Below are 18,051 nucleotides of genomic sequence, written 5' to 3'. Positions count from 1 at the left end.
CTATTCGCGGCACGACCCGTCGTTCCCTCTCAGCACTGAACAACGCGAACCGCTGGCGTTGTTCGGTAGCTAGTCATCGGCCGTGAGGCTGTGCCCGTCCCACGTGAAGCGCACGGTCGTCACGGCGTCGTCCCCGTCCGTGCCGGTCGTGAGCTGGTGGATGGCGATGCCGGTCAGCTCCCGGTAGTCGCACCACTCGTGGTCCGACGTGAGCACCAGGTCGAGGTCGAAGTTGACCAGCAGCTCCAGCAGTTGGCCGCGGTTGGTGGCGTCGACGCCGACGAAGACCTCGTCCAGCAGGATGAGCCGGGGTGCGGTCGGCGTGGCGTGGTAGTGCGCGGCCGCCGCGGCGAACAGCGGGAGGTGCAGCACGATGGCCTTCTCGCCGCCGGACAACGCGCCGTGCACGCGTTTGGTGACCGGCACCCAGCCTTCGCCTCTGTCGACCTTCACGACGAACTGGTGCCACGTCGTGTAGTCGAGCACCTGGGCGAGTTGTTGTTCCCAGCCCGTTGCCGAGTCGTGCGCGCGTGCTTCTTCTACGCGCTCGCGGAAGAACTGGTGCAGCAACGCGCGTTCGTCGTCGTTCAGGTCTGAGCGCAGCAGGAGGTCGCGGGCCTCTCGGGTGCCCGGCGGCAGTTGGGGGTCGACCTGCCAGTCGAGCTGCACGCGGATGCCCGACGCCGTCTGGACGCGTTCCAGGCGCTGGTTCATGGCGCCGACCAGCTCGGTGGCGCCCTGGATGCGCTGGGCGATGTGCCTGCGGGTGTCACCGGTCAGGGTCTGGTCGAAGAGGTCGCGTTCGCCGTCCGTGATGTGCGTGCGCATGCGGTCGCGTTCGGCCTGCAGTGTGTGAAGCAGGGCGTGTGCGCCCATGCGCGCGCCGTCCAGCGTCGCGGTCAGCACGGTGACGTCGTCGTCGGGGTCGAGCGACAGGTCGATGCGGCCGGCCAGTTGCTGCTGGGCCTCGTGCACCGCGGCGCCGAGGCGGGACTCGGAGTCGCGGATCAGGCGCGGGTCCACCGGTCCGTCGGGCACCTCGCCGGCGTCGGCGGGCAGATGGCCGCTGGTCAGGTGCTTGTAGCGGGCTTCAGCAGCCTCGTGCACGACGGCGGCTTCCGCGGCGCGTGCGGTGTCGACCTTGCGCTTTTCCTCCAACGTGCCGAGTGTGCGCGCCAGGCCCGTTTGCTTGTCCTGCAGCAGCTCGCGTTCTTCGGCCAGTGCGAGGGCCTTGGCGCGCAACGAGATGAGCTGCTCGTCCAGGGCGTGGAACTCGGAGCCCGCGGACCGTTCGACGGTCTCCAGCGTGATGGCGAGATCGGCCGCCTCCTGCTGACGGGCGGCCGTCGTCTCCTCGGCCTCGTCGGCCAGCGCGCTGCTCGTCGAGGCACGGCTGACGGCGTCGGCCGACAGCGCTTCGGCGGCGGACGCGTCGTGGCGGTCGTCCAGCCAGCGGTGCGCCGCCGCACCGAACGTGGCCAGCGCGTCCGCGTCCGGGGCCTCGGCCGGAGCGGAGTGCCGGGCGACCTCGGCCTCGGCGACCCGCAGGTTGGCGGAAGCGACGGCGTCCTTGCGTGCGGCGCACCGCAACTGGGCCTTCGTGCGCTGCTCCTCGGCGATCTGTGTCGGCTCGGTCGAGGGCTGGCGGGCCAGTTCGCCCGCCAGCGTCGCGCGGCGCACCGAGATCTGGTTCAGCGCCGCGTCCACACCGGACAGATCGGTGGCCAGCTGCTCGATCAGACCGGTCAGCTCGGCGATCCGGCCTGTACGGGCGCGCTTGCGGGCGTCCGCCCCGATGTAGGTCGGGAAGTCCTTGGTCCACTGGCCGTGCGCGTTGGCGAGGCGCCACGTGCCGTCCGCGCCGATCGCGATGGCGTGCCCGGTCGCCGTGTCGCCGAACGCCACGCCCTCCAGGAACCGGCGGCAGCGCTCGTCGTCCGTGTCGAGCACCTCCAGCAGTGTGTAGCCGGGAGCGGGAGGTGCCAGGGACGGCTCCACGAACCGATCCCGTTCCGTCACGCCGTAGGAGTTGTCCGGCGTGAGCCACGCGTCGAGCAGTCCTGACGCTTCCAGCGCCGCCTCGACGGCGCCACGCACGGACGGTGGCGTCTCAGGGCGGAAGTCGACCAAACGCCACAAAGGGGCCCCTGCGCCGTGAGAGCGGTAATCGCCGTCACGGGTGTACGGAGCAGGCGGCGGGACGTCGACCTGGTTGGCGAGCTTCTCGCGGATGGCCCGGTACTGCGACAGTTGACCGTCCAACGCCGCGCGCGTCTCGTGCAAGCGCGCCTCGATGCGGCTGAACTCCTCGCGGGACATCGCCGCGGCCTCGACGACCTCACCGTGCTCGGCGACGTTCAGCTCGGAACAGCCGTGCGCCCACGTGTCGAAGTCCGCGCGGAACTTCGCAAACGCTTGCTTGAACGCCTGTTCCGCGACGGATTCCGCGTCCGTTGCGACGTCGAGCTCGTCACGGGTCTCTTCAAGCCGTTGGCGTGCGGCGTTCCGTGCGTCGAGCGCTCTCTCGTGCGCGGTGATGGCACGCACGATCTCGTTGATCTCGGTGGACCGGGACTTGATGGCGGCGGTGAGCAGCTGACGGCTCGAGCGCGCGTCGGCACCCGACTCGATTTCCTCGAACACCGACCGCATGCCCGCTTGCTCCGCGGTCTCCCGTGCGATCACCGCGGAACGACGCAGTTCATCGGCGCGTGCGGCCGCATCGGATTTGGCTTGGCCAGCCAGTTCGTCGTCGGCAACGGCCCGTGCGCGGAGCTTCACGGCGTGCGCTGCGGCCTCCGACGCACGCACGTTCGCGGCGGAAAGCTGCTGCCGCAACAGGTCGAGCTGCTTGCCCTCCTGGTACGCGGGCAGGTCGGAGATGCCGGCGATCTCCGCGTCGACCGCGCTCGCCTCGCGTCCCAGCGCCGCGAGCTGGTCGAACGCCTCGTCGGTGAGCGTGATCTGACGCTCGTAGCGCCGGTCGCTCATCCGCGCGGCCCTGGTCAGGTCCTCGAGCTGCTCGGTCGAGGTCTCCAACGCCCACGAGGCCGCGCCCAGCACGCGCTGGGCGTAGACGCGCTGCACGCCCGCGAGCCGTTCGGCGGTGATGATCTCCTCGTCGAGCCGCCGCAGCTCCTCGCGCCGCCGGTCGAGCCGTTCGAACCCCTCCGCGATCTCGGTGAGGTCGGACTGGTCCAGCGGTGGAAGTGCCTTGGACAGCAACGAGGACAGCACGCTCGGGTCGAGGCGCTCGGACAGCTTCGGCGTGCGCAGCTGCAGCAACGCCGTGATCAGCGAGTCGTAGCGTTGCTCGTTCACGCCGGGGAACAACGTCGTGCGCACCGTGTGCCGGTAATCGGCCGGTGAGGTGTGTACGACGCCGTGCTCGCCGATCGCCGCGGCGAGGTCGGCCGTGGTCAGCGGGCGCCCGGCCTCGTTCACCAGCGCCAGATCGCCGATTCGCTGTGACGTCGTGAAGTACGTGGCGGAGACGTTCGCCGTGTTCGTGGTGGCCTGGAGCCGCGCACCGCACGTGAACCACTCTTCGCCGTGCTGGAACTCCAGCCACACGTACCCGACGCGCGTGCTGCCCTGGTTGCCCTCGCCCATGAGATTCCAGTGCATCGTGCGGTCCGCACTGCCGAACGTCGACAAACGGTGCGGACGCAGGTTCGCGTCGAACAGGTACGGCAGCAGCAGCTCGAGCGCTTTCGACTTGCCCGTGCCGTTGGGGCCCCTGAGCAGCAGTCTGCCCTGGTAGAACGAGAAGATCTCGTCGTAGTAGCGCCAGACGTTGATGATGCCGGCGCGGCTCGGTTGCCACCGCTCAGTCATTGAGCTCCTCGACCGCGTACCTGGCTGCGGCGGGCAGCCTGTGAACGGTGCCGTTCTCCGTGCGTGCGAGTCCGAACGCCTCCAGCAGCTCGAGCGCGTCCGCCGCGAGTCTGCCCGCGCCACCGTCCGACTGGTAGGCCTTGGCCCAGGTGCGGAACTTCGTCAGCAGTTCGCGGGACTCCTCGGCCAGGTCCTCGGTGGTGGCCGGGCCCTGTGCCAACCGGTCGAGCAACAACAACGCGGCGACCTTCGCGTGGTTGTCGTCGTCCGGGAACCTCGTGTCCGTGGCGATCGCGTCGGCGTCGACCACGAGGTACCCCTCGGCGCGTTCCTCCAGCGTGCAGCCCGCGAGCCTGATGCCCGTCTGCACGACCTTGCGACCGGCCGGAGACGTCAGGAACGAGAGCTGGCTCGCGTTCAGATCTTCCTTGTACAGCACGGGATCGTCGATCAGCCTGCGCATGACGGAGTGCCGTTGCCACAGGCTGCGGTGCGCGGTGTCGTACCGGGTCTCGCGGGTGAGGTCCGCGATCGTGTCCACTGTGGAGGGCGGCACCGGAGCGGCCAGCAGGCGCGTGATCAGCGTCGGGTCCGCGCGGACGTGCTCGCCCGTCTCGACGGCGCCCAGCTCCTCCAGGAACGTCAGGACGTCGTTGAACGCGTTGCGGTCGCTGCGCCGGGCCGGGTCGAACTGGACGCCGTCCTCGGCCGCGGCCTGCTTCGTGCGGGTGTTGAGCTCGTCGAGCGTCGTCACCGGCGTCGTCAGCAGTTCGGCGCACATCAGGCACAGCAACGTGTAGCGCCGCCGGTCGAACGCCGGACGCGTGCGGTCGGGCCGTTGCGTCACCTTGAACAAACGCGCGTAACCGGCCCGTGGCTCGACGATCACCCGCCAGCCGCAGTAGTAGTCGAACCACTTCGTGATGGGCTCACGGCGCCTTCTGATGAGATCGAAGCCGTCGTGGTCCTGTGCCGCGGTGAGCAACGGCCGCGAGAGCAGCATACGGACACCACGCGCCACCTCTTCGCTCTCCAGCCGTGCGAGCTGATTTCCCGTGCGGCTCATCGGCTCTGCACGTCGATCACGTAGTCGGGCCCGCTCAGCGTGCCCTTCTGGGTGGTCATGGTCGCCCAGCCGCGCGCGTTGCGCAGGTTGATCTGCATCCGCCCGTCACTCGTGCCGGCCGTGCGCGTGCCGGTGCTGTCCGGATCGCTGCCCAGGGCCCTGCCGACCAGGTCGATCAGCCGGTGGAACGTGTCGTGGTCGAGGTTCGTGAGCGTGGAGATCCGGATCGCGCCGTCGGTCTGGATCAACGACCAGGCGTGTTCGAGCTCGGCGCGTTCCTTCTCGGCCTGCTCACGGCGGTTGCGGCGCACCTCGTCGACGTTGCGGACCTTGCCGGTGGCGCCGATGTGCTCCTGCTTCCCGGTGGCGCGCAGCTGCGGCGACACGGGCACGGGCGGCGTGTTGTGCCAGGCCTCGCCACTGGGCAGCAGCTCACCGTCGGCGTGCGCGAGGTGCGCGTGCCTCGCGGGCCACATGCCGAACGCGGCGTTGAACAGCTCGTGCGCCTCGTCCTCGGTCTCGGTCCGCGCGAACCACTTCGCGAGACTTCTGAAGTCGGCCGCGGTGTTCGTGGGCTTCTTGCGCTGCTCGCTGATCCGGTCGAGCACGCGCAACAACTGCACGATCGCCTTGCGCGAGACGTCCTGCAGCTCCTCGACGCGCGGCGGGTTGTCGCTGAACCAGGCCTGGAGGGTGCGCCACTGTTCCTTCCGTTGCTGCAACCACTGGTCCTGGACGAGCCCGGCGCCGTTGCGCGCGCGTTCGTGCAGCTCGGCGGGGTCGATGGCCTGCACGGCCGCGCGGATCTTGTGCTTGCGCGCGTCCAGGTCGGCGATGAAGTCGCGCAGGTGAGTGACCGTGGTGCGCTTGACGTCCTGGAACGTGGCCAGGTCGGCCTGGTCGTCCCTCAGGAGCCTCTGCAGGTCGGCGTTGAACCTGGTCGTGCCGGTTTGGAGGGCCTCCAAGTGGCCTTCGAGCTCTCGGAGCTTCGTGAACGTTTGGTGGTCGTTCAGCGGCTCTTGCAGTTCTTTCAGGTGGTTCTCGATGGCGTCCAGGACCGCGGTCTGCAGTGAGCCGGTGCTCGCCATCGTGCTCGTGGCGTGCTGGATGCCGGCGTACGCGGCTTCGCCCGGTTTCGTCAGGCCGTAGCGGTGCTGCGACGCGTCCAGCAGGCCCCAGCTGCGGAGCGCAGTCAGGGACGCGTTGAGCTCGTCGTCCGCCACCTGCTCGGACCAGCCGACTTGGCGGAGCCGTTGCTGCACGTCATCGGGGGTGAGGACGGTCTGCAGGCGCTCGTTCGCCACCCCGAACACGCGCAGCACTGCGGTGTGCAGCTCCGCCTGGTCGGTCGTGGTGAAGCGGAACAGGTCCGCGGGCACCGGTGGAAACGTCGTCACCTGTGCCACCGTAGCTGGCGTTGTAGGGCTTTCGGGTGACAGGTCGGACGGCCGTCGAGCCGACAGATCGTTCAGGAGGTCAGCGACAGTACCGGGTGGGAGGCGGGCCGGGCGCCGCCGAACGCGCGGACATCACCGTCGGACGACAAGCCGTCAACGCCTGAGCTGCCAACCGCCCCACGCACCGGAGCATGATCACCTGATGTCGAGCAAGCGTGGTGGCAGCCCAGGCTTCTCCAGGCCTTGGATCCGTGGCCGGTCGTAGAGCGGCTTGACGACCAGTGCGACGCCGCCGGCGAGCAGCAGGACCATCAACGTCTTGGCGAACCGGTGTTCGTGGGGTTGGTCCATGGACTCCCAGACTGATCCCGTGAAGGTGACCGGTTTGTGCGTGCCGAGGTCTGCGGCGGTGAACTGCGAGTGGTTCATGGTCTGGATGAGCTCGCCGCCGGTGTTCGGGGTGATGGTGACGGTGCAGCGCCAGGATGCTCCCAGGTACCGCCAGTCGCGGTCGCAGGACGTCGCGACACCGGTGCCCTCGGCCGGACGGGGCCAGAAGTCGGCGCGGGCGGCTATCAGCAGGCCGTAGGTGAAGTGAGCCCCCGCGAGGGCGAGGAGACCCGCTCCGACGTACCAGCGGGTGTGCCTGCGGAGGCGGCGCACTTCGGCCCGCGGGCTCCGAGGGCGCGAACGGCTGTTCTGCCACCAGATGCCGGCGCCGAGCAGGCCGATGCCGATCAGCACGACGGCGCCCATCGTGGGCCACGGAGCTGGGGTGAACGACTCGCGGGCCGGCACGAAGTCGAGCGGGCCCAGGCGTTGCATGGGTACGGACGTGTCGGCTGGGTTCAGCAGCGAGGAGTCGCTGGTGAACCGGGTCTGCACGCCGTTGATGTCGGTGATGATCGCGCTGCAGCTCCAGCGGGTGCCCAGGAGGAGCCAGTTGCGCTCGCACTGGATGTTCTCGGCTTGGGCGACCGCGGAACCTCGGGGGCCGTGGTCCTCCCAGAACAGCAGGAGGAACGCGGCGCCGTACGCGCACAGGGCGAACCAGGCGAGGGCCAGCCAGCGCTGGTGATGTCCTTTCACGCCACCGGCTTCTTGTCGCGGAACATGCGGAACGTGATGAAGAGCGCGACTACCGGAATGCCCATGAGGGACAGCATGTACGCAACCTTGTTCGGGTCTCTGCGTTCGGCCAGCGCCCACTCCGCGCTCGACTGGGATGACCGCCCGGAACGTACGCGGTTGTTGGTCATCGGCACGCGGTTGCCGATGTCAGCCGGCGTGAGTGAGGAGTTCTTGTTGCTGTACGGGTATCGCTTGCCATCGTCGGCGACGATGGTGGCGTTGCAGTACCAGAGGGCTCCGAAGGCCCACCAGTTGCGTGCGCACGAGATGCTCTCCGCGTAGCCCTTCGGATCGCCACCCGAACCTGCTTCGCCGTCGAAGAACAACGTGCCTGCGTGGGCGGTGTAAAGAGCGACGATCCAGAGGACGGTGGCGATGGCGATCCGCTTGGTCATCGGTTGTCGTTGGGGTCCTGGTGACCGCCGTTGCCCACTGACTTGTTCAGCTCCTTGCCCAGTTCCTTCGCCGGGTGGACCAGGTCGCCGTAGTTCGGCATCAGGTGGCTGATGTCCCGGCTCGCCACGGCACGCACCCAGTTCTGGCCGTCGAGCACGCCCTTGCTCATGGGGGAGTCCACGCGGTCCGCCCCGCGACCAGCCGCGTAGCCGGGATCGCCCATGTTCTCCCTGCGCGTGGTGAGCGGCGGTTGGTTCATCTTGTCGTAGAAGTCTTTGACCTTCTGCTTGCGCGCCGGGCCGTTCTCCTTGACGCGGTTCGCCCAGTCGTCGACCTTCTGGCTTGTGCGCTGGGCGAGGTCGTCGACCTTGTTCATCGTGTTGTCGACGCCGTCCTGGAGCCGCCTGCTCGCGTTAGCGAGTCCGTCGCCGACGTTGTCGAGCGTGTCGGCCCTGGACACCTTCGTCGCGGAGTCGGAGGCCAACTCCGCCGCGCGCTGGTTGCCGTAGCTGCTGTTCGGCATCTGCCGGCTCAGCGCGGCCAGCTCGTCGGCCTGCCTGCGCATGGCGTCGCCGGCGCTCTTCGCCAGGGAACCGAGCTTGTCGAGGGCCTTGAACAGCTTGGCGACGAACCTCGCGATCTTGGTGCCGATCTCGACAGCCTTCGTCACAGCGCGCGTGATGAAGGCGGCGACCGAGGCACCTGCCGTGGGAATGGCCGACGCGGCGGCCGGGATGCCCCACAGCAGCAGGGTGCCTGCGAGGTCGGCCAGCAGGTCGCGGATCAGAGCCCTGGTGGCGGCGACGATCGCGCCCGCGACCTTGATCTTGTTCGCCGCCGAGGAGGCCGCGGCGGCGGAGCCCTCCAGTTGTGCGACCAGGGTGCTGCACCGGGCCCGGTACGCGTCGGCCGCGTCGCCGGTCCAGTCCGCGAGCGCCTTCGCCTGGTTGCTGTAGGCGGTGGCCTCCTCGTTCAGGCGCTTGGCGATGTTGTCCCAGGTTTTGCCGACCGCCTCGATGGCGGGAGGGTCGCCCGCGAGCTTGTCGAAGGGCTCGCGGATGAAGCCGACGTTCTCGATGATCCAGCCGACGACGGAAGAGGCGAGCGTGCCGAGCGGGTCGGTGAGCAGGCCGGCGACGTCGAGGACCATCGCGGCGCCGTCTATGCCGAGGGCGACCGGATCGATGTCCTTGCCCTCGAGGAACGGCTTGACCAGGTCTTCACCGGTGTCGGCGAACCCGGCACCGGCGAACGCCTTCTTCTCGGGCTCCTTCTGGGCTACCAGCGGATTGCTCATCGGTTCGTTCCTTCAGACTGGGCCGTCGCTGGTCCGGTTTCGTCCGTATCACCGGGCTTCCTCTTGCGGAACATGCGGACCGTGATGATGAACGCGGCGCCCGGGAAGCCGGCGATGGAGAGGGCTACGAGCGCTTTGACGGGCTCACGCGGTTCTGTCACACCCCACTTCACGGACGCGGCTGAAGATCTACTGGTTCGCACGCGGTTGTTGGTCATCGGCACGCGAGTGCCGACATCCGCGGGAGTGAGCGAGGAATTGCCGTTGTGGTACCTGTAGCGCTTGCCGTCGTTGGCGACGATGGTGGCGTCGCAAGACCAGAGGGCGCCGAAAGCCCACCAGTTTCTCGAACAGGAGATGTCTTCGGCGTAGCCCTTCGTCTCCCCGCCGGAACCGTCCTCGCCACCGAAGAACCGGGGCGCGGCTTGGGCGAGGTAAAGGGCCACGATCCACAGGACCACCGCGATCGCGATGCGTTTGATCATCCGTGCACTCCCCGCAGTGCGTCGCGGTTGCCCTCGTCGGTCTGCTGGTAGGTCTCCGCGGTGGAACAGAGGCTGTCGCCCGTGGCCTCGAACGCCTTCGGCAATTCCGCCAGCAGCAGCTTCGCCTTGTCGAGTTCGTCGTTGAAGATGAACGACCACACCTGGCAGAGCTCGCCCATCGCGGCAGGACCGAGGCTCACCTGGGAGGCGGAGGCGACCTCCTGCAGGGACGGGGAGAGCTGACCGACGATCTGCTTGCCGTGGGCCGCGATGGCCTCTGACTGCGCTGCGAAGCCGGTCATCGCAGCACCGAGTTCCCGCCGAAGTCGTCGTCATCGCCCCGAGGCGGTGCGGGACGGCCCGGTGCGGGTGGCGGTTCGGCGACGGTGCCCGCCGGGTCGATCACAGCGATGCCTTGTTGCACCTGTTCGCGCAGGAAGGCCATGCCCTCGCCCTCGCCGAGGATCGGGCGCATCGTCTCCTCGATCTTGCGGGCGGCCTCGACCTGGGCGCGGCGGATGGTGTCCATGATCGAGCGGCCCAGGGCGTTGTAGCCCAGGTCGTCGGCGCGCGGGGTGAGCTGGAGCGACTCGATTCGGCCGCCGGAGCCCACGGTGACGATGACCGAGCCGTCCGGGCTCTGGGCCTCGGTGCGGGACTCGCGGAACGCTGTCTGGATGGCGTTCGCCTGTTCCTGGGCCTGCTGGAGACGTCCCTCGAAGTTCGCGAGGAACTGGTGCGGATCGGTCATGGGCGAAATGTTCTCATTGAGACGAACTCTCCGCGCACGGTTCGGCACAATGCGTGCATGGTGAAGCCGCTCATCACTCGGGAGATGCGAGAACGTGCCCGTCGCGCGCCCAACAGCTGGTTGCACGTGACCGATCCAGGTCACGACGGTACCTCCACCGAGGCGGTGATCGGGCGGTATCTCGTGGACTCGCAGGGCGAGATCACCGATCAGTACGTGCCGAATCCCCGGTACCGGGCGCGTGAGGTCGTCTTCGAGAACGAGCTCGAGTCGGTGATGTACCTGGTGCATCGGGGCCATGCGGACAAAGCCGAGTTGGTGAACGCGGTGCTGGCGGCGGAACTGGTGTTGCCCGCTGATCCCTCCCGCGAACCGCGGCGGCATCTGGTGGTGCGCGGGGATGTTGTCGACGTCTTTGCCTCGGAACGGGCGCGGCCGCCTGATTGGCCCCCTCACTGGCACCTGTTTCGTGGTGTGGAGCTGGCTGTCGTGCTGGACGCGCAGGAGCGGCCCGCCACGGTGTTGCTGACCGCGCAGGGTGGGGTGCAGTTCGAGATTCCAGGCGAGGTGCTGGTCGACGGACTGCGTGACGTGATCACGATGGGGTGATCCGCATGGTGGCGTTGGTCGGCGAACGGTCCGCGTTGGGCTGATCGGCCTAATCTCCCGCCATGCGGACGAGGCTGACCCCCATGCAGCAGGCGGTGGTGGACGCCGGGCGGCCGTTGCCGCAGTTGACGGATCCGCTGGAGGTCGAGCTCCAGGTCAGTGCGTTCGTCGGGCCCTTCGCGGACAACGAGGAGTTGTGGGAGGTGGTCGTCCGGCACCTGGGGGAGGTGCCGAGCCGGCGCAGTGCGGCGTTGCTGACGGCGCTGGGGCATCTGCTGCCTGGGCGGCCCGGGGTGTGGGCTCAGGAGGCCGCGCGTCATCAGGCCGAACCGAAGTGGGATCTGGGTGGGCTCACATTCGGGGAGTGCTGGATCGGTGATCGGTCGATCGACGCCGGATATCTGGCACTGTTGTGCAGCTATTCGTACGGCGACGCGCCTCATGCGATGGTTTTCATGATCGATGAAATCAATGGCAGCCTCACGCGGCACGCCTTTCTGACGCGGCAGGTGGGGGAGGCGCTGGCTCGGCTGCGGGACGAGATGCGGCTGGAGCTGATCACTCCCGTTGCGGCTCACTGGCTGCTCAGCCGCAGCTACGACCGGTTCGAGCGGCGGCCGGGGCTCGGGTTCGGCATGGACGTGCACCAAACGAGGTTGGTCGCGCGCAGGCGGATTGCGTTGGCCATGAATTGAGTCGCCTGTGCGTTTCGCAACGTGGTGATTCATCTGACTGTGCACATTGTCTGTAGCTCGATCGTGGGTGGGCCATTACTGTCCGGGTTGTCGATCACAGGGCGGAGGGATGGTCGTGGCCGCTCTTGCCGGGCGTGATGATCAGGCCCTCAGTCGTGTCCCTGACCAGGCGCGGCGCCCGTGGTTGTCAGTCGCGTCCCAGCGCTTCGGGCAGACGACCGCGCTGAGCCAGTTGCTGCTGGGCGCGACACTTGGCTTCGGCATGACGTTCTGGGGTGCGTTGCTCGCTCTCACGATCGGGGCCGTGCTGCTCGGCGTCGTGGCGATCGCGGTGGGGGTCATCGGGCAGCGGGAGGGGCTGCCGACGGCGCTTCTCGGGCGGTGGACCGGGTTCGGGCATGCCGGGTCGGCGATGCTGGGGCTGATCATCGCCCTGGCGTGCACCGGGTGGTTCGGGGTGCAGACGGGGCTGGCCGGGGCGGTCCTCGCCGGGGTGACGGGGGTGTTGCCGGCGCCGGTGTGGTCGTTGGTCCTCGGGGTGGTCGTCACGGTCATCGCGGCCTATGGCGTGCGGTGGATGGCGTGGACGTCGTACGTGGCTGTGCCTGCGTTCCTGCTGTTGCTTGGTTACCTCGTGCTGAGCGATGTCAACGATGTCGGTGCCACCGTCAGCAGTCCGGCGCCAGGGCCCTCGATCGGGATGTTGACGGCGATCACGCTGGTCACGGGCAGTTTCATCGTCGGAGCGGTGATCTCACCGGACCTGGCGCGCTTCCACCGCACCGAACGGGACGTCGTCAAGCAGACAGTTCTCGGGATCACGGCCGGTGAGTGGGCTATTGGTCTGGTCGGTGTGGTCCTCGCGCACGGGCTCGGCACCGCGGACGTCACGGGCGTCATCAGCGCGTCCGGTGGGTGGATCGGCGCGTTGATCGTCGTCACGGTGGTGCTGAAGATCAACGACTGGAACCTGCGCTCGGCTTCGCTGGGGCTCGTGAACTTCTTCGACGCCGTGTTCGCGGTCAGGATCAACCGGGCACAGGTGACCGTCGTGGTCGGGTGCGCGGGCACCTTCCTCGCGGCCGCCGGGATCGTGCACCAGTTCAGCCACTTCCTGGTGCTGCTGGCGGTGGTGTTCCCGCCCGTCGCCGGGATCATGGCCGCCGAGTACTTCGTGGTTCGTCAGTGGCGCAACGAGATCATCTCCACCCGGCCGCACGTGCCGCGCTCGGCGCCTTCGTGGGTGCCCGCGACGGTGATCATCTGGCCTGTTTCGGCCGTGTTGGGTGAAATCCTGCCGTTCGGACAGTCCAGTGTGAACTCTCTCGTGCTCGCGTTCGGGCTGTACGTCTCCGCCGGCCGGTTGGACCTCCTGCGGATGCGGACGCGCAGGGCCACCAACCGTAAAGTGGTCGAGGAAGCTCAGGCCGCCTGAGGGGTGGACATGCACATCGGTATCGACGTCGGCGGCACGAACACCGATGCCGTTCTCGTCGAGGGCCGGCGGGTCCTGGCCGAGTGCAAGGCGACCACGACGGCCGACGTGACCACGGGGATCATCGACGCGGTCGGCGGGTTGCGGCACGCGTTCGCGCCGGCGTCGATCACCGCCGTCATGATCGGCACGACGCACTTCGTCAACGCCGTCGTGGAGGGCAGGGGGCTCGCGCGGACGGCGGCCGTCAGGCTCGGACTTCCCGCCACCGCGGCACTTCCGCCGTTCGTCGACTGGCCCGGGGAACTGCGCGAGGCCATCGGCGGGCACGCGTACCTCTGCCACGGCGGCCACGAGTACGACGGCCGGGTCATCTCGCCGCTCCGGGAGGACGAACTGCGCGCGGTCGCCGCCGACCTCGCGGAGAAAGACGTGCGGTCGGTCGCCATCTCGTCGGTGTTCTCGTTGGTCAGCAGCGAGTTCGAGCGCAGGGCCGCGGAGATCCTCACGGCCGAGGTGCCGGGGCTGCTGGTGAGCTTCTCGCACGAGATCGGGCGGCTCGGCCTGCTGGAGCGGGAGAACGCGACGATCATCAACGCCGCGCTGCGCGCGCTCGCCGAGCAGATCGCCGACGGGCTCTCGGAATCCCTGACGGCACAGGGCATCGACGCACCGCTCTACCTCAGCCAGAACGACGGCACGCTGATGGACCTGGAGTACGCGCGCTGCTACCCGGTCGCCACGTTCTCCTCCGGGCCCACGAACTCCATGCGCGGCGGCGCGTTCCTGGCCGGCTCGGACGACTGCGCGGTGATCGACGTCGGCGGCACCACGACCGACATCGGCGTGCTGCACAACGGTTTCCCGCGCGAGGCCTCATCCGAGGTGATCATCAGCGGCGTGCGCACGAACTTCCGGATGCCCGACGTCCGGTCGATCGGCCTCGGCGGCGGCAGCGTGATCAGGCAGCACCCGGACGTCCAGATCGGACCGGACAGCGTCGGATTCCGGTTGGCGCGAAGAGCTCTGGTGTTCGGCGGCGACACGCTGACGGTGACGGACGTCGCGGTCGCGGCGGGCCTCGCCGACATCGGCGACAGGAGCCTCGTCGAGAAGCTCGACCGCACGCTCGTGCGGTCGGTGCTCGACCACGTCGGCGACCGGATCGCCGCGCAGGTCGACCGCATGCGCACGAGCCCGGCACCGATGCCCGTCGTGCTGGTCGGCGGCGGGAGTGTCCTCGTGCCGGACGAGATCAAGGGCGTCCGGCCCCCGCACCACGCCTTCGCGGGCGCCGTCGGTGCCGCGATCGCGCAGGTCGGCGGTGAGGTCGACCGGGTGTTCACGATGGAGCCGGCGCGACGTGACGAGGTGCTCGACGCGGCCCGGCAGGAGGCCGTGGACAGGGCGGTGGCGGCGGGTGCGGACGCGGGCAGCGTGCGGATCGTCGAGATCGAGGAGATCCCGCTCGCCTACCTGCCGGGAAACGCGAGCCGCGTGCGAGCGCGTGCGGTGGGTGATCTGCTGCTCGGCCACTAAGGTCCTGCTCATGCACCTGCTGCGGCCTGAAGAGGTGGACCGGCTCGCTTTGGGCGTGGTCATGCTCGGCAGCGGTGGTGGGGGCGGCGAGCAGGAGACCCACGCGTTCGCCGCGATGCTGCGGCACGAGATGCGCCAGAGCGGGCCCATCACGGTCCTCGACGCGGCCGAGGCCGATCCGGACGGCTACGGCGCACGGGTCGGGTTGCTCGGCGCACCGACCGTCCTGATCGAGAAGCTGCCGTCCGGCAGGGAGGCCGAGGAGGCGCTCAAAGCGTTGCAGGCGCACGACTCCACGTCCGCGACGGCCGTCATCGGGTGGGAGATCGGCGGGTGCAACGGCCTGTTGCCGCTGCTCCTCGCCGCACGGCTGGGCCTGCCGTACGTCGACGTCGACGGGATGGGGAGAGCGTTCCCGCGGATCGACCAGACGACCTACGACGCGGCCGGGCTGCCCACGACCCCGCTGGCCATCACCGAACCCAGCGGCAACCGCGCGGTGCTCGACTCGACCGGCATCGAGAAGCTCGCCCGCACGGTGATGGTCGACTTCGGTGGCTGGGCGATGATGGTCGCGAAGCCGTTGAAGCTCGCGGACGCGGTCGCGGCGGGCATCACGGGTTCGCTCGCGCGTGCCCTCGAACTGGGCGAGATCTGGTCGCGGCGCACGGACTCCGTCGCCGAACGGGCCAAGGCCTCCGGCGGTTTCCTCGTGGCACGGGGCAAAGTCGTCGAGGTGTGGCGTGAATCGGCCGGTGACTTCCCGCGTGGAACGGTGGCGCTGCAGCGGCTCGACGCCGACGACGCGTACGTGCGCCTGGAGATGCAGGGGGAGTACCTCGTCGCGCTCGCGGACGGCGAGGCGCTCGTGACGACGCCGGACCTGCTGTGCTGCCTGGACGCCGAGACCGGCCACCCGCTGTCGGCCGAAGGGCTCGGGTTCGGCGCGGTCGTGGACGTGGTAGCGCTCCCATCACCACCGCAGTGGGTACGTCCGGAGATGCTCGGCAGGGTCGACCCGCGGGCGTTCGGCTACGACCTCGACTACCTGCCGTTCCGGGACGCCGAGTGATCGACGACGCCGACTCCCTGACCGTGCGCGATCTCCTGGAGATCGGCGTGCTCGGCGACGTGACCCTGCTGGCGGGCGAACGCGGTGTCGGCACCGAGGTCGCGGACGTGCGGCTGGCGGCGGACATCACGGCCGTCGAGGCGTGCTCGGCGGGCGACCTGGTGATCCTCACCGGGCACCAGCCGTACCTCGTCGAGGTGGCGCTGCGCCGGGCGTACAGCGCGGACGTGCGGGCCGTCGTGCTGGTGCGGCCGTCGACCGGTGCCTACCAGGCCCCCTCCGCCGCGACGATCTCGTTCGCGAACCGGCTCGGCGTGCCGTTGCTGCAGGCCGGCGCGGACGACCCGCTGCTGGTCGCGGACGCGTTGCGCACGGCGGTGCGGCGTCCCGAGGTCACGGCGGCCAGGCTGCTCAACGCCGTCACCGCGCGGCTGGGGCGCAGCAGGCCCGACCCGCGGTCGGTGATCACGATCCTGTCCGGCGAGCTGCACGTGACGTGTGCCGTGATCAGCGCGGACGGCACCGCGATCGAGGGCGTGTCGCCGCCCGGCCTGCCGCCGGACCTGCTGACCGGTTCCGTCGCCACGACCGTCGAGATGGCCGAGGGCTTCGCCGTGGCCGTGCCGGTGGAGACCGACCGCACCGGGCACGTGCACCTGTGGCTCGTCTCGCACGCGCGGGGCAGCAACAAGCGCCGGGCCGAGACCGTCGCGCAGATCAGCCAGGTCGCGTCGTGGGCGCTGGGCAGCTGGGTCGCCGCCGAACGCCTGGAGACCGAGCGCCGCGCCCGTTCCCGCGGCTCGCTGCTGTCCGAGCTGCTCGCGTCCGGCGACGACGTGCCGCCGCACCTCGTGCAGCAGGCCGTGCTCGCCGGGTGGCGGCTCGACGGCTGGCACACGGGCGTCTACGTCGTGCCGTCGACCGTGGCCGATCCCACGAGCACCGAACGGCTGCGCGTCGACCTGTCCCGCCGCGGCCTGCACGGTCAGCTGGTCGAGGGCGCGGAGGGCTGGTCGTTCTGGCTCACCAACGACTCCGAGCCGCCGCAGTCGCAGCACCGCGAGCTGACCGCGAAGATCGCCCAGGTGCTGGGCGACTGCTCGCTCGTCGCCGGCATCGGGCGCCCGCACCCCGGCGTCACGGGCGTCGGCAGGACGCTCGCGGAGGCACGCGAGGCCGCCTCGATGACCGGCTCGGCGAAGGTCGTGCACGTCGACGAACTGGGCGTGCGGCGCCTGCTGTCGATGGCGGCGGAGACCCCGGCGCTGGTCGACCAGGCCGCACGGCTGCTGGACCCGCTGACGGGCGTGGAGGACGGGCAGCTGCTGCGCACCCTCGCCGTCTACCTGGACGAGGAGTCGGTGACGTCGTCCGCGGCCGTGCGGCTGAAGGTGCACCGGAACACGGTGTCGCAGCGGATCAACCGGGTCGAGCAACTGCTCGGGGTCAGCCTGCTGAACCCGGACGAACGGCTGGCGGTGCACCTGGCGTGCCGGGCGGTCCGGGCGTCGGACGAGGTCACGTAGGCACGAACGCGGGCAGCACGGCGTCGACCTCGAAGCCGCCGTCGTCCGTCGGGCCCGCGGTCAGCGTTCCCCCGACCATCTCCACCCGGCCCCGCAGGCCGAGCAGACCGCCGCCGGAGCCGGGGAGCGCCAGGACCGGGGAGACCGGTCGCGTGTTGCGGATGACCGCCCGCACGATGCTCGGTCCACAGTGGATCGTGATCTCGGTCTGGGCTCCCGGCGCGTGCTTGTGCACGTTCGTCAGGGACTCCTGGACGACGCGGTAGACCGTGCGGCGCATGGCGGGGGAGATGGTGTCCGCGTCGCCGTGTTCGGTGAGGGTGATCGCCAGGCCGGTGCCGGAGTCGGCGACCAGGCGGGCGAGGTGGTCGGGCAGCACGTCGGGAATGCTGGTGGTGCGGCCGGAGCGCAGCACGCCGACCAGGTCGCGCAGTTCGTCCAGCGCCTGGCAGCCCGCGGTGCGCAGTTCGCCCGCAGCCTCGCGGACGCCGTCGTCGTGCGCGGCTATTCGCAACGCGCCGGCGTGCAGCACCATCAGGTTCAGCCGGTGCGTGACGACGTCGTGCATCTCGGCGGCGAGCCTCGTGCGTTCGTCGGCGCGGGCCTGCTCGGCCAGCAGCTCGCGTTCTCGTTCGGCCAGAGCCCGCGTGAGGCTGCGCCGCGTGCCGAGGTAGAGGCCCGCGAGCGCGGCTGCCACGAGTACGAGCAGCACGAGTGCCAGGTCTCCGGCCTGCGTCACGCCGGTGACGATACTGCCGCTTTTGTGCCTTGGATCACCTACTGGAGCAGGGGGTTGACCCTACTTTCGCAGGTGG

The 18,051-nt window shown here is 69.4% G+C and carries 16 protein-coding genes; 6 read left to right on the top strand and 10 right to left on the bottom strand.

All coding sequences use genetic code 11. From position 1 onward, the window contains the following. Nucleotides 1-69: 69 nt before the first annotated feature. From IEY88_RS31445 to IEY88_RS31405, 9 genes are all read right to left on the bottom strand, one after another. Nucleotides 70-3,837: a TIGR02680 family protein gene (locus tag IEY88_RS31445; protein ID WP_189158511.1), complete on the bottom strand. Its 3,768-nt coding sequence runs from the start codon at nucleotides 3,835-3,837 to the stop codon at nucleotides 70-72. Further along, a complete protein-coding gene (locus IEY88_RS31440) occupies nucleotides 3,830-4,840 on the bottom strand; it encodes a TIGR02678 family protein (RefSeq protein WP_373294222.1) in 1,011 nt (336 codons plus the stop codon). The genes IEY88_RS31445 and IEY88_RS31440 overlap by 8 nt, the downstream gene beginning before the upstream one ends. Nucleotides 4,841-4,899: 59 nt before the next feature. Further along, nucleotides 4,900-6,300: a TIGR02677 family protein gene (locus tag IEY88_RS31435; protein ID WP_229693954.1), complete on the bottom strand. Its 1,401-nt coding sequence runs from the start codon at nucleotides 6,298-6,300 to the stop codon at nucleotides 4,900-4,902. Nucleotides 6,301-6,495: 195 nt separating this feature from the next. Beyond that, nucleotides 6,496-7,389 (bottom strand): DUF6346 domain-containing protein, encoded by an 894-nt coding sequence (locus IEY88_RS31430; RefSeq protein WP_189158509.1) that lies wholly within the window; start codon nucleotides 7,387-7,389, stop codon nucleotides 6,496-6,498. Next, on the bottom strand, nucleotides 7,386-7,826 hold the full coding sequence (locus tag IEY88_RS31425) for a DUF6346 domain-containing protein (protein ID WP_189158508.1): 441 nt from the start codon (nucleotides 7,824-7,826) through the stop codon (nucleotides 7,386-7,388). Before IEY88_RS31425 ends, IEY88_RS31430 begins: the two co-directional genes overlap by 4 nt. Further along, nucleotides 7,823-9,124 (bottom strand): WXG100 family type VII secretion target, encoded by a 1,302-nt coding sequence (locus tag IEY88_RS31420; protein WP_189158507.1) that lies wholly within the window; start codon nucleotides 9,122-9,124, stop codon nucleotides 7,823-7,825. Before IEY88_RS31420 ends, IEY88_RS31425 begins: the two co-directional genes overlap by 4 nt. Further along, nucleotides 9,121-9,609: a DUF6346 domain-containing protein gene (locus IEY88_RS31415; RefSeq protein ID WP_189158506.1), complete on the bottom strand. Its 489-nt coding sequence runs from the start codon at nucleotides 9,607-9,609 to the stop codon at nucleotides 9,121-9,123. The genes IEY88_RS31420 and IEY88_RS31415 overlap by 4 nt, the downstream gene beginning before the upstream one ends. After that, on the bottom strand, nucleotides 9,606-9,911 hold the full coding sequence (locus IEY88_RS31410; protein ID WP_189158505.1) for a hypothetical protein: 306 nt from the start codon (nucleotides 9,909-9,911) through the stop codon (nucleotides 9,606-9,608). The genes IEY88_RS31415 and IEY88_RS31410 overlap by 4 nt, the downstream gene beginning before the upstream one ends. Then, nucleotides 9,908-10,360, bottom strand: coding sequence for a YbaB/EbfC family nucleoid-associated protein (locus IEY88_RS31405; protein ID WP_189158504.1), 453 nt, complete (start codon nucleotides 10,358-10,360; stop codon nucleotides 9,908-9,910). The genes IEY88_RS31410 and IEY88_RS31405 overlap by 4 nt, the downstream gene beginning before the upstream one ends. Here IEY88_RS31405 and IEY88_RS31400 point away from each other — a divergent pair. From IEY88_RS31400 to IEY88_RS45170, 6 genes are all read left to right on the top strand, one after another. Beyond that, nucleotides 10,346-10,969, top strand: a complete 624-nt coding sequence (locus IEY88_RS31400; RefSeq protein ID WP_189158503.1) for a hypothetical protein — start codon at nucleotides 10,346-10,348, stop codon at nucleotides 10,967-10,969. The genes IEY88_RS31405 and IEY88_RS31400 overlap by 15 nt on opposite strands. An 83-nt stretch (nucleotides 10,970-11,052) precedes the next feature. Beyond that, nucleotides 11,053-11,664: a hypothetical protein gene (locus IEY88_RS31395; protein WP_189158502.1), complete on the top strand. Its 612-nt coding sequence runs from the start codon at nucleotides 11,053-11,055 to the stop codon at nucleotides 11,662-11,664. Nucleotides 11,665-11,848: 184 nt separating this feature from the next. Then, nucleotides 11,849-13,099: a purine-cytosine permease family protein gene (locus tag IEY88_RS31390; protein WP_229693953.1), complete on the top strand. Its 1,251-nt coding sequence runs from the start codon at nucleotides 11,849-11,851 to the stop codon at nucleotides 13,097-13,099. Between the two features lie 9 nt (nucleotides 13,100-13,108). Further along, on the top strand, nucleotides 13,109-14,638 hold the full coding sequence (locus IEY88_RS31385) for a hydantoinase/oxoprolinase N-terminal domain-containing protein (protein ID WP_189158500.1): 1,530 nt from the start codon (nucleotides 13,109-13,111) through the stop codon (nucleotides 14,636-14,638). A 10-nt stretch (nucleotides 14,639-14,648) separates the two neighbouring features. Beyond that, nucleotides 14,649-15,710, top strand: coding sequence for an S-methyl thiohydantoin desulfurase family protein (locus tag IEY88_RS31380; protein ID WP_189158499.1), 1,062 nt, complete (start codon nucleotides 14,649-14,651; stop codon nucleotides 15,708-15,710). Then, entirely contained in the window at nucleotides 15,707-17,236 is a 1,530-nt protein-coding gene (locus IEY88_RS45170; protein ID WP_189158498.1) for a helix-turn-helix domain-containing protein, read from the top strand. The genes IEY88_RS31380 and IEY88_RS45170 overlap by 4 nt, the downstream gene beginning before the upstream one ends. Here IEY88_RS45170 and IEY88_RS31370 read toward each other — a convergent pair. Further along, entirely contained in the window at nucleotides 17,229-17,975 is a 747-nt protein-coding gene (locus tag IEY88_RS31370; protein ID WP_229693952.1) for a sensor histidine kinase, read from the bottom strand. The genes IEY88_RS45170 and IEY88_RS31370 overlap by 8 nt on opposite strands. Nucleotides 17,976-18,051 lie beyond the last annotated feature (76 nt).

The organism is Lentzea pudingi (assembly GCF_014646255.1).
GTDB lineage: Bacteria > Actinomycetota > Actinomycetes > Mycobacteriales > Pseudonocardiaceae > Lentzea > Lentzea pudingi.
This window is presented reverse-complemented; position numbering and strand designations above follow the sequence as displayed.

Coding starts and splice junctions, on each gene's coding strand:
- IEY88_RS31445 (WP_189158511.1), bottom strand. CDS start 3,837: ATGACTGAGCGGTGGCAACCGAGCCGCGCCGGCATCATCAACGTCTGG.
- IEY88_RS31440 (WP_373294222.1), bottom strand. CDS start 4,840: ATGCTGCTCTCGCGGCCGTTGCTCACCGCGGCACAGGACCACGACGGC.
- IEY88_RS31425 (WP_189158508.1), bottom strand. CDS start 7,826: ATGACCAAGCGGATCGCCATCGCCACCGTCCTCTGGATCGTCGCTCTT.
- IEY88_RS31420 (WP_189158507.1), bottom strand. CDS start 9,124: ATGAGCAATCCGCTGGTAGCCCAGAAGGAGCCCGAGAAGAAGGCGTTC.
- IEY88_RS31415 (WP_189158506.1), bottom strand. CDS start 9,609: ATGATCAAACGCATCGCGATCGCGGTGGTCCTGTGGATCGTGGCCCTT.
- IEY88_RS31410 (WP_189158505.1), bottom strand. CDS start 9,911: ATGACCGGCTTCGCAGCGCAGTCAGAGGCCATCGCGGCCCACGGCAAG.
- IEY88_RS31405 (WP_189158504.1), bottom strand. CDS start 10,360: ATGACCGATCCGCACCAGTTCCTCGCGAACTTCGAGGGACGTCTCCAG.
- IEY88_RS31395 (WP_189158502.1), top strand. CDS start 11,053: ATGCAGCAGGCGGTGGTGGACGCCGGGCGGCCGTTGCCGCAGTTGACG.
- IEY88_RS31385 (WP_189158500.1), top strand. CDS start 13,109: ATGCACATCGGTATCGACGTCGGCGGCACGAACACCGATGCCGTTCTC.
- IEY88_RS31380 (WP_189158499.1), top strand. CDS start 14,649: ATGCACCTGCTGCGGCCTGAAGAGGTGGACCGGCTCGCTTTGGGCGTG.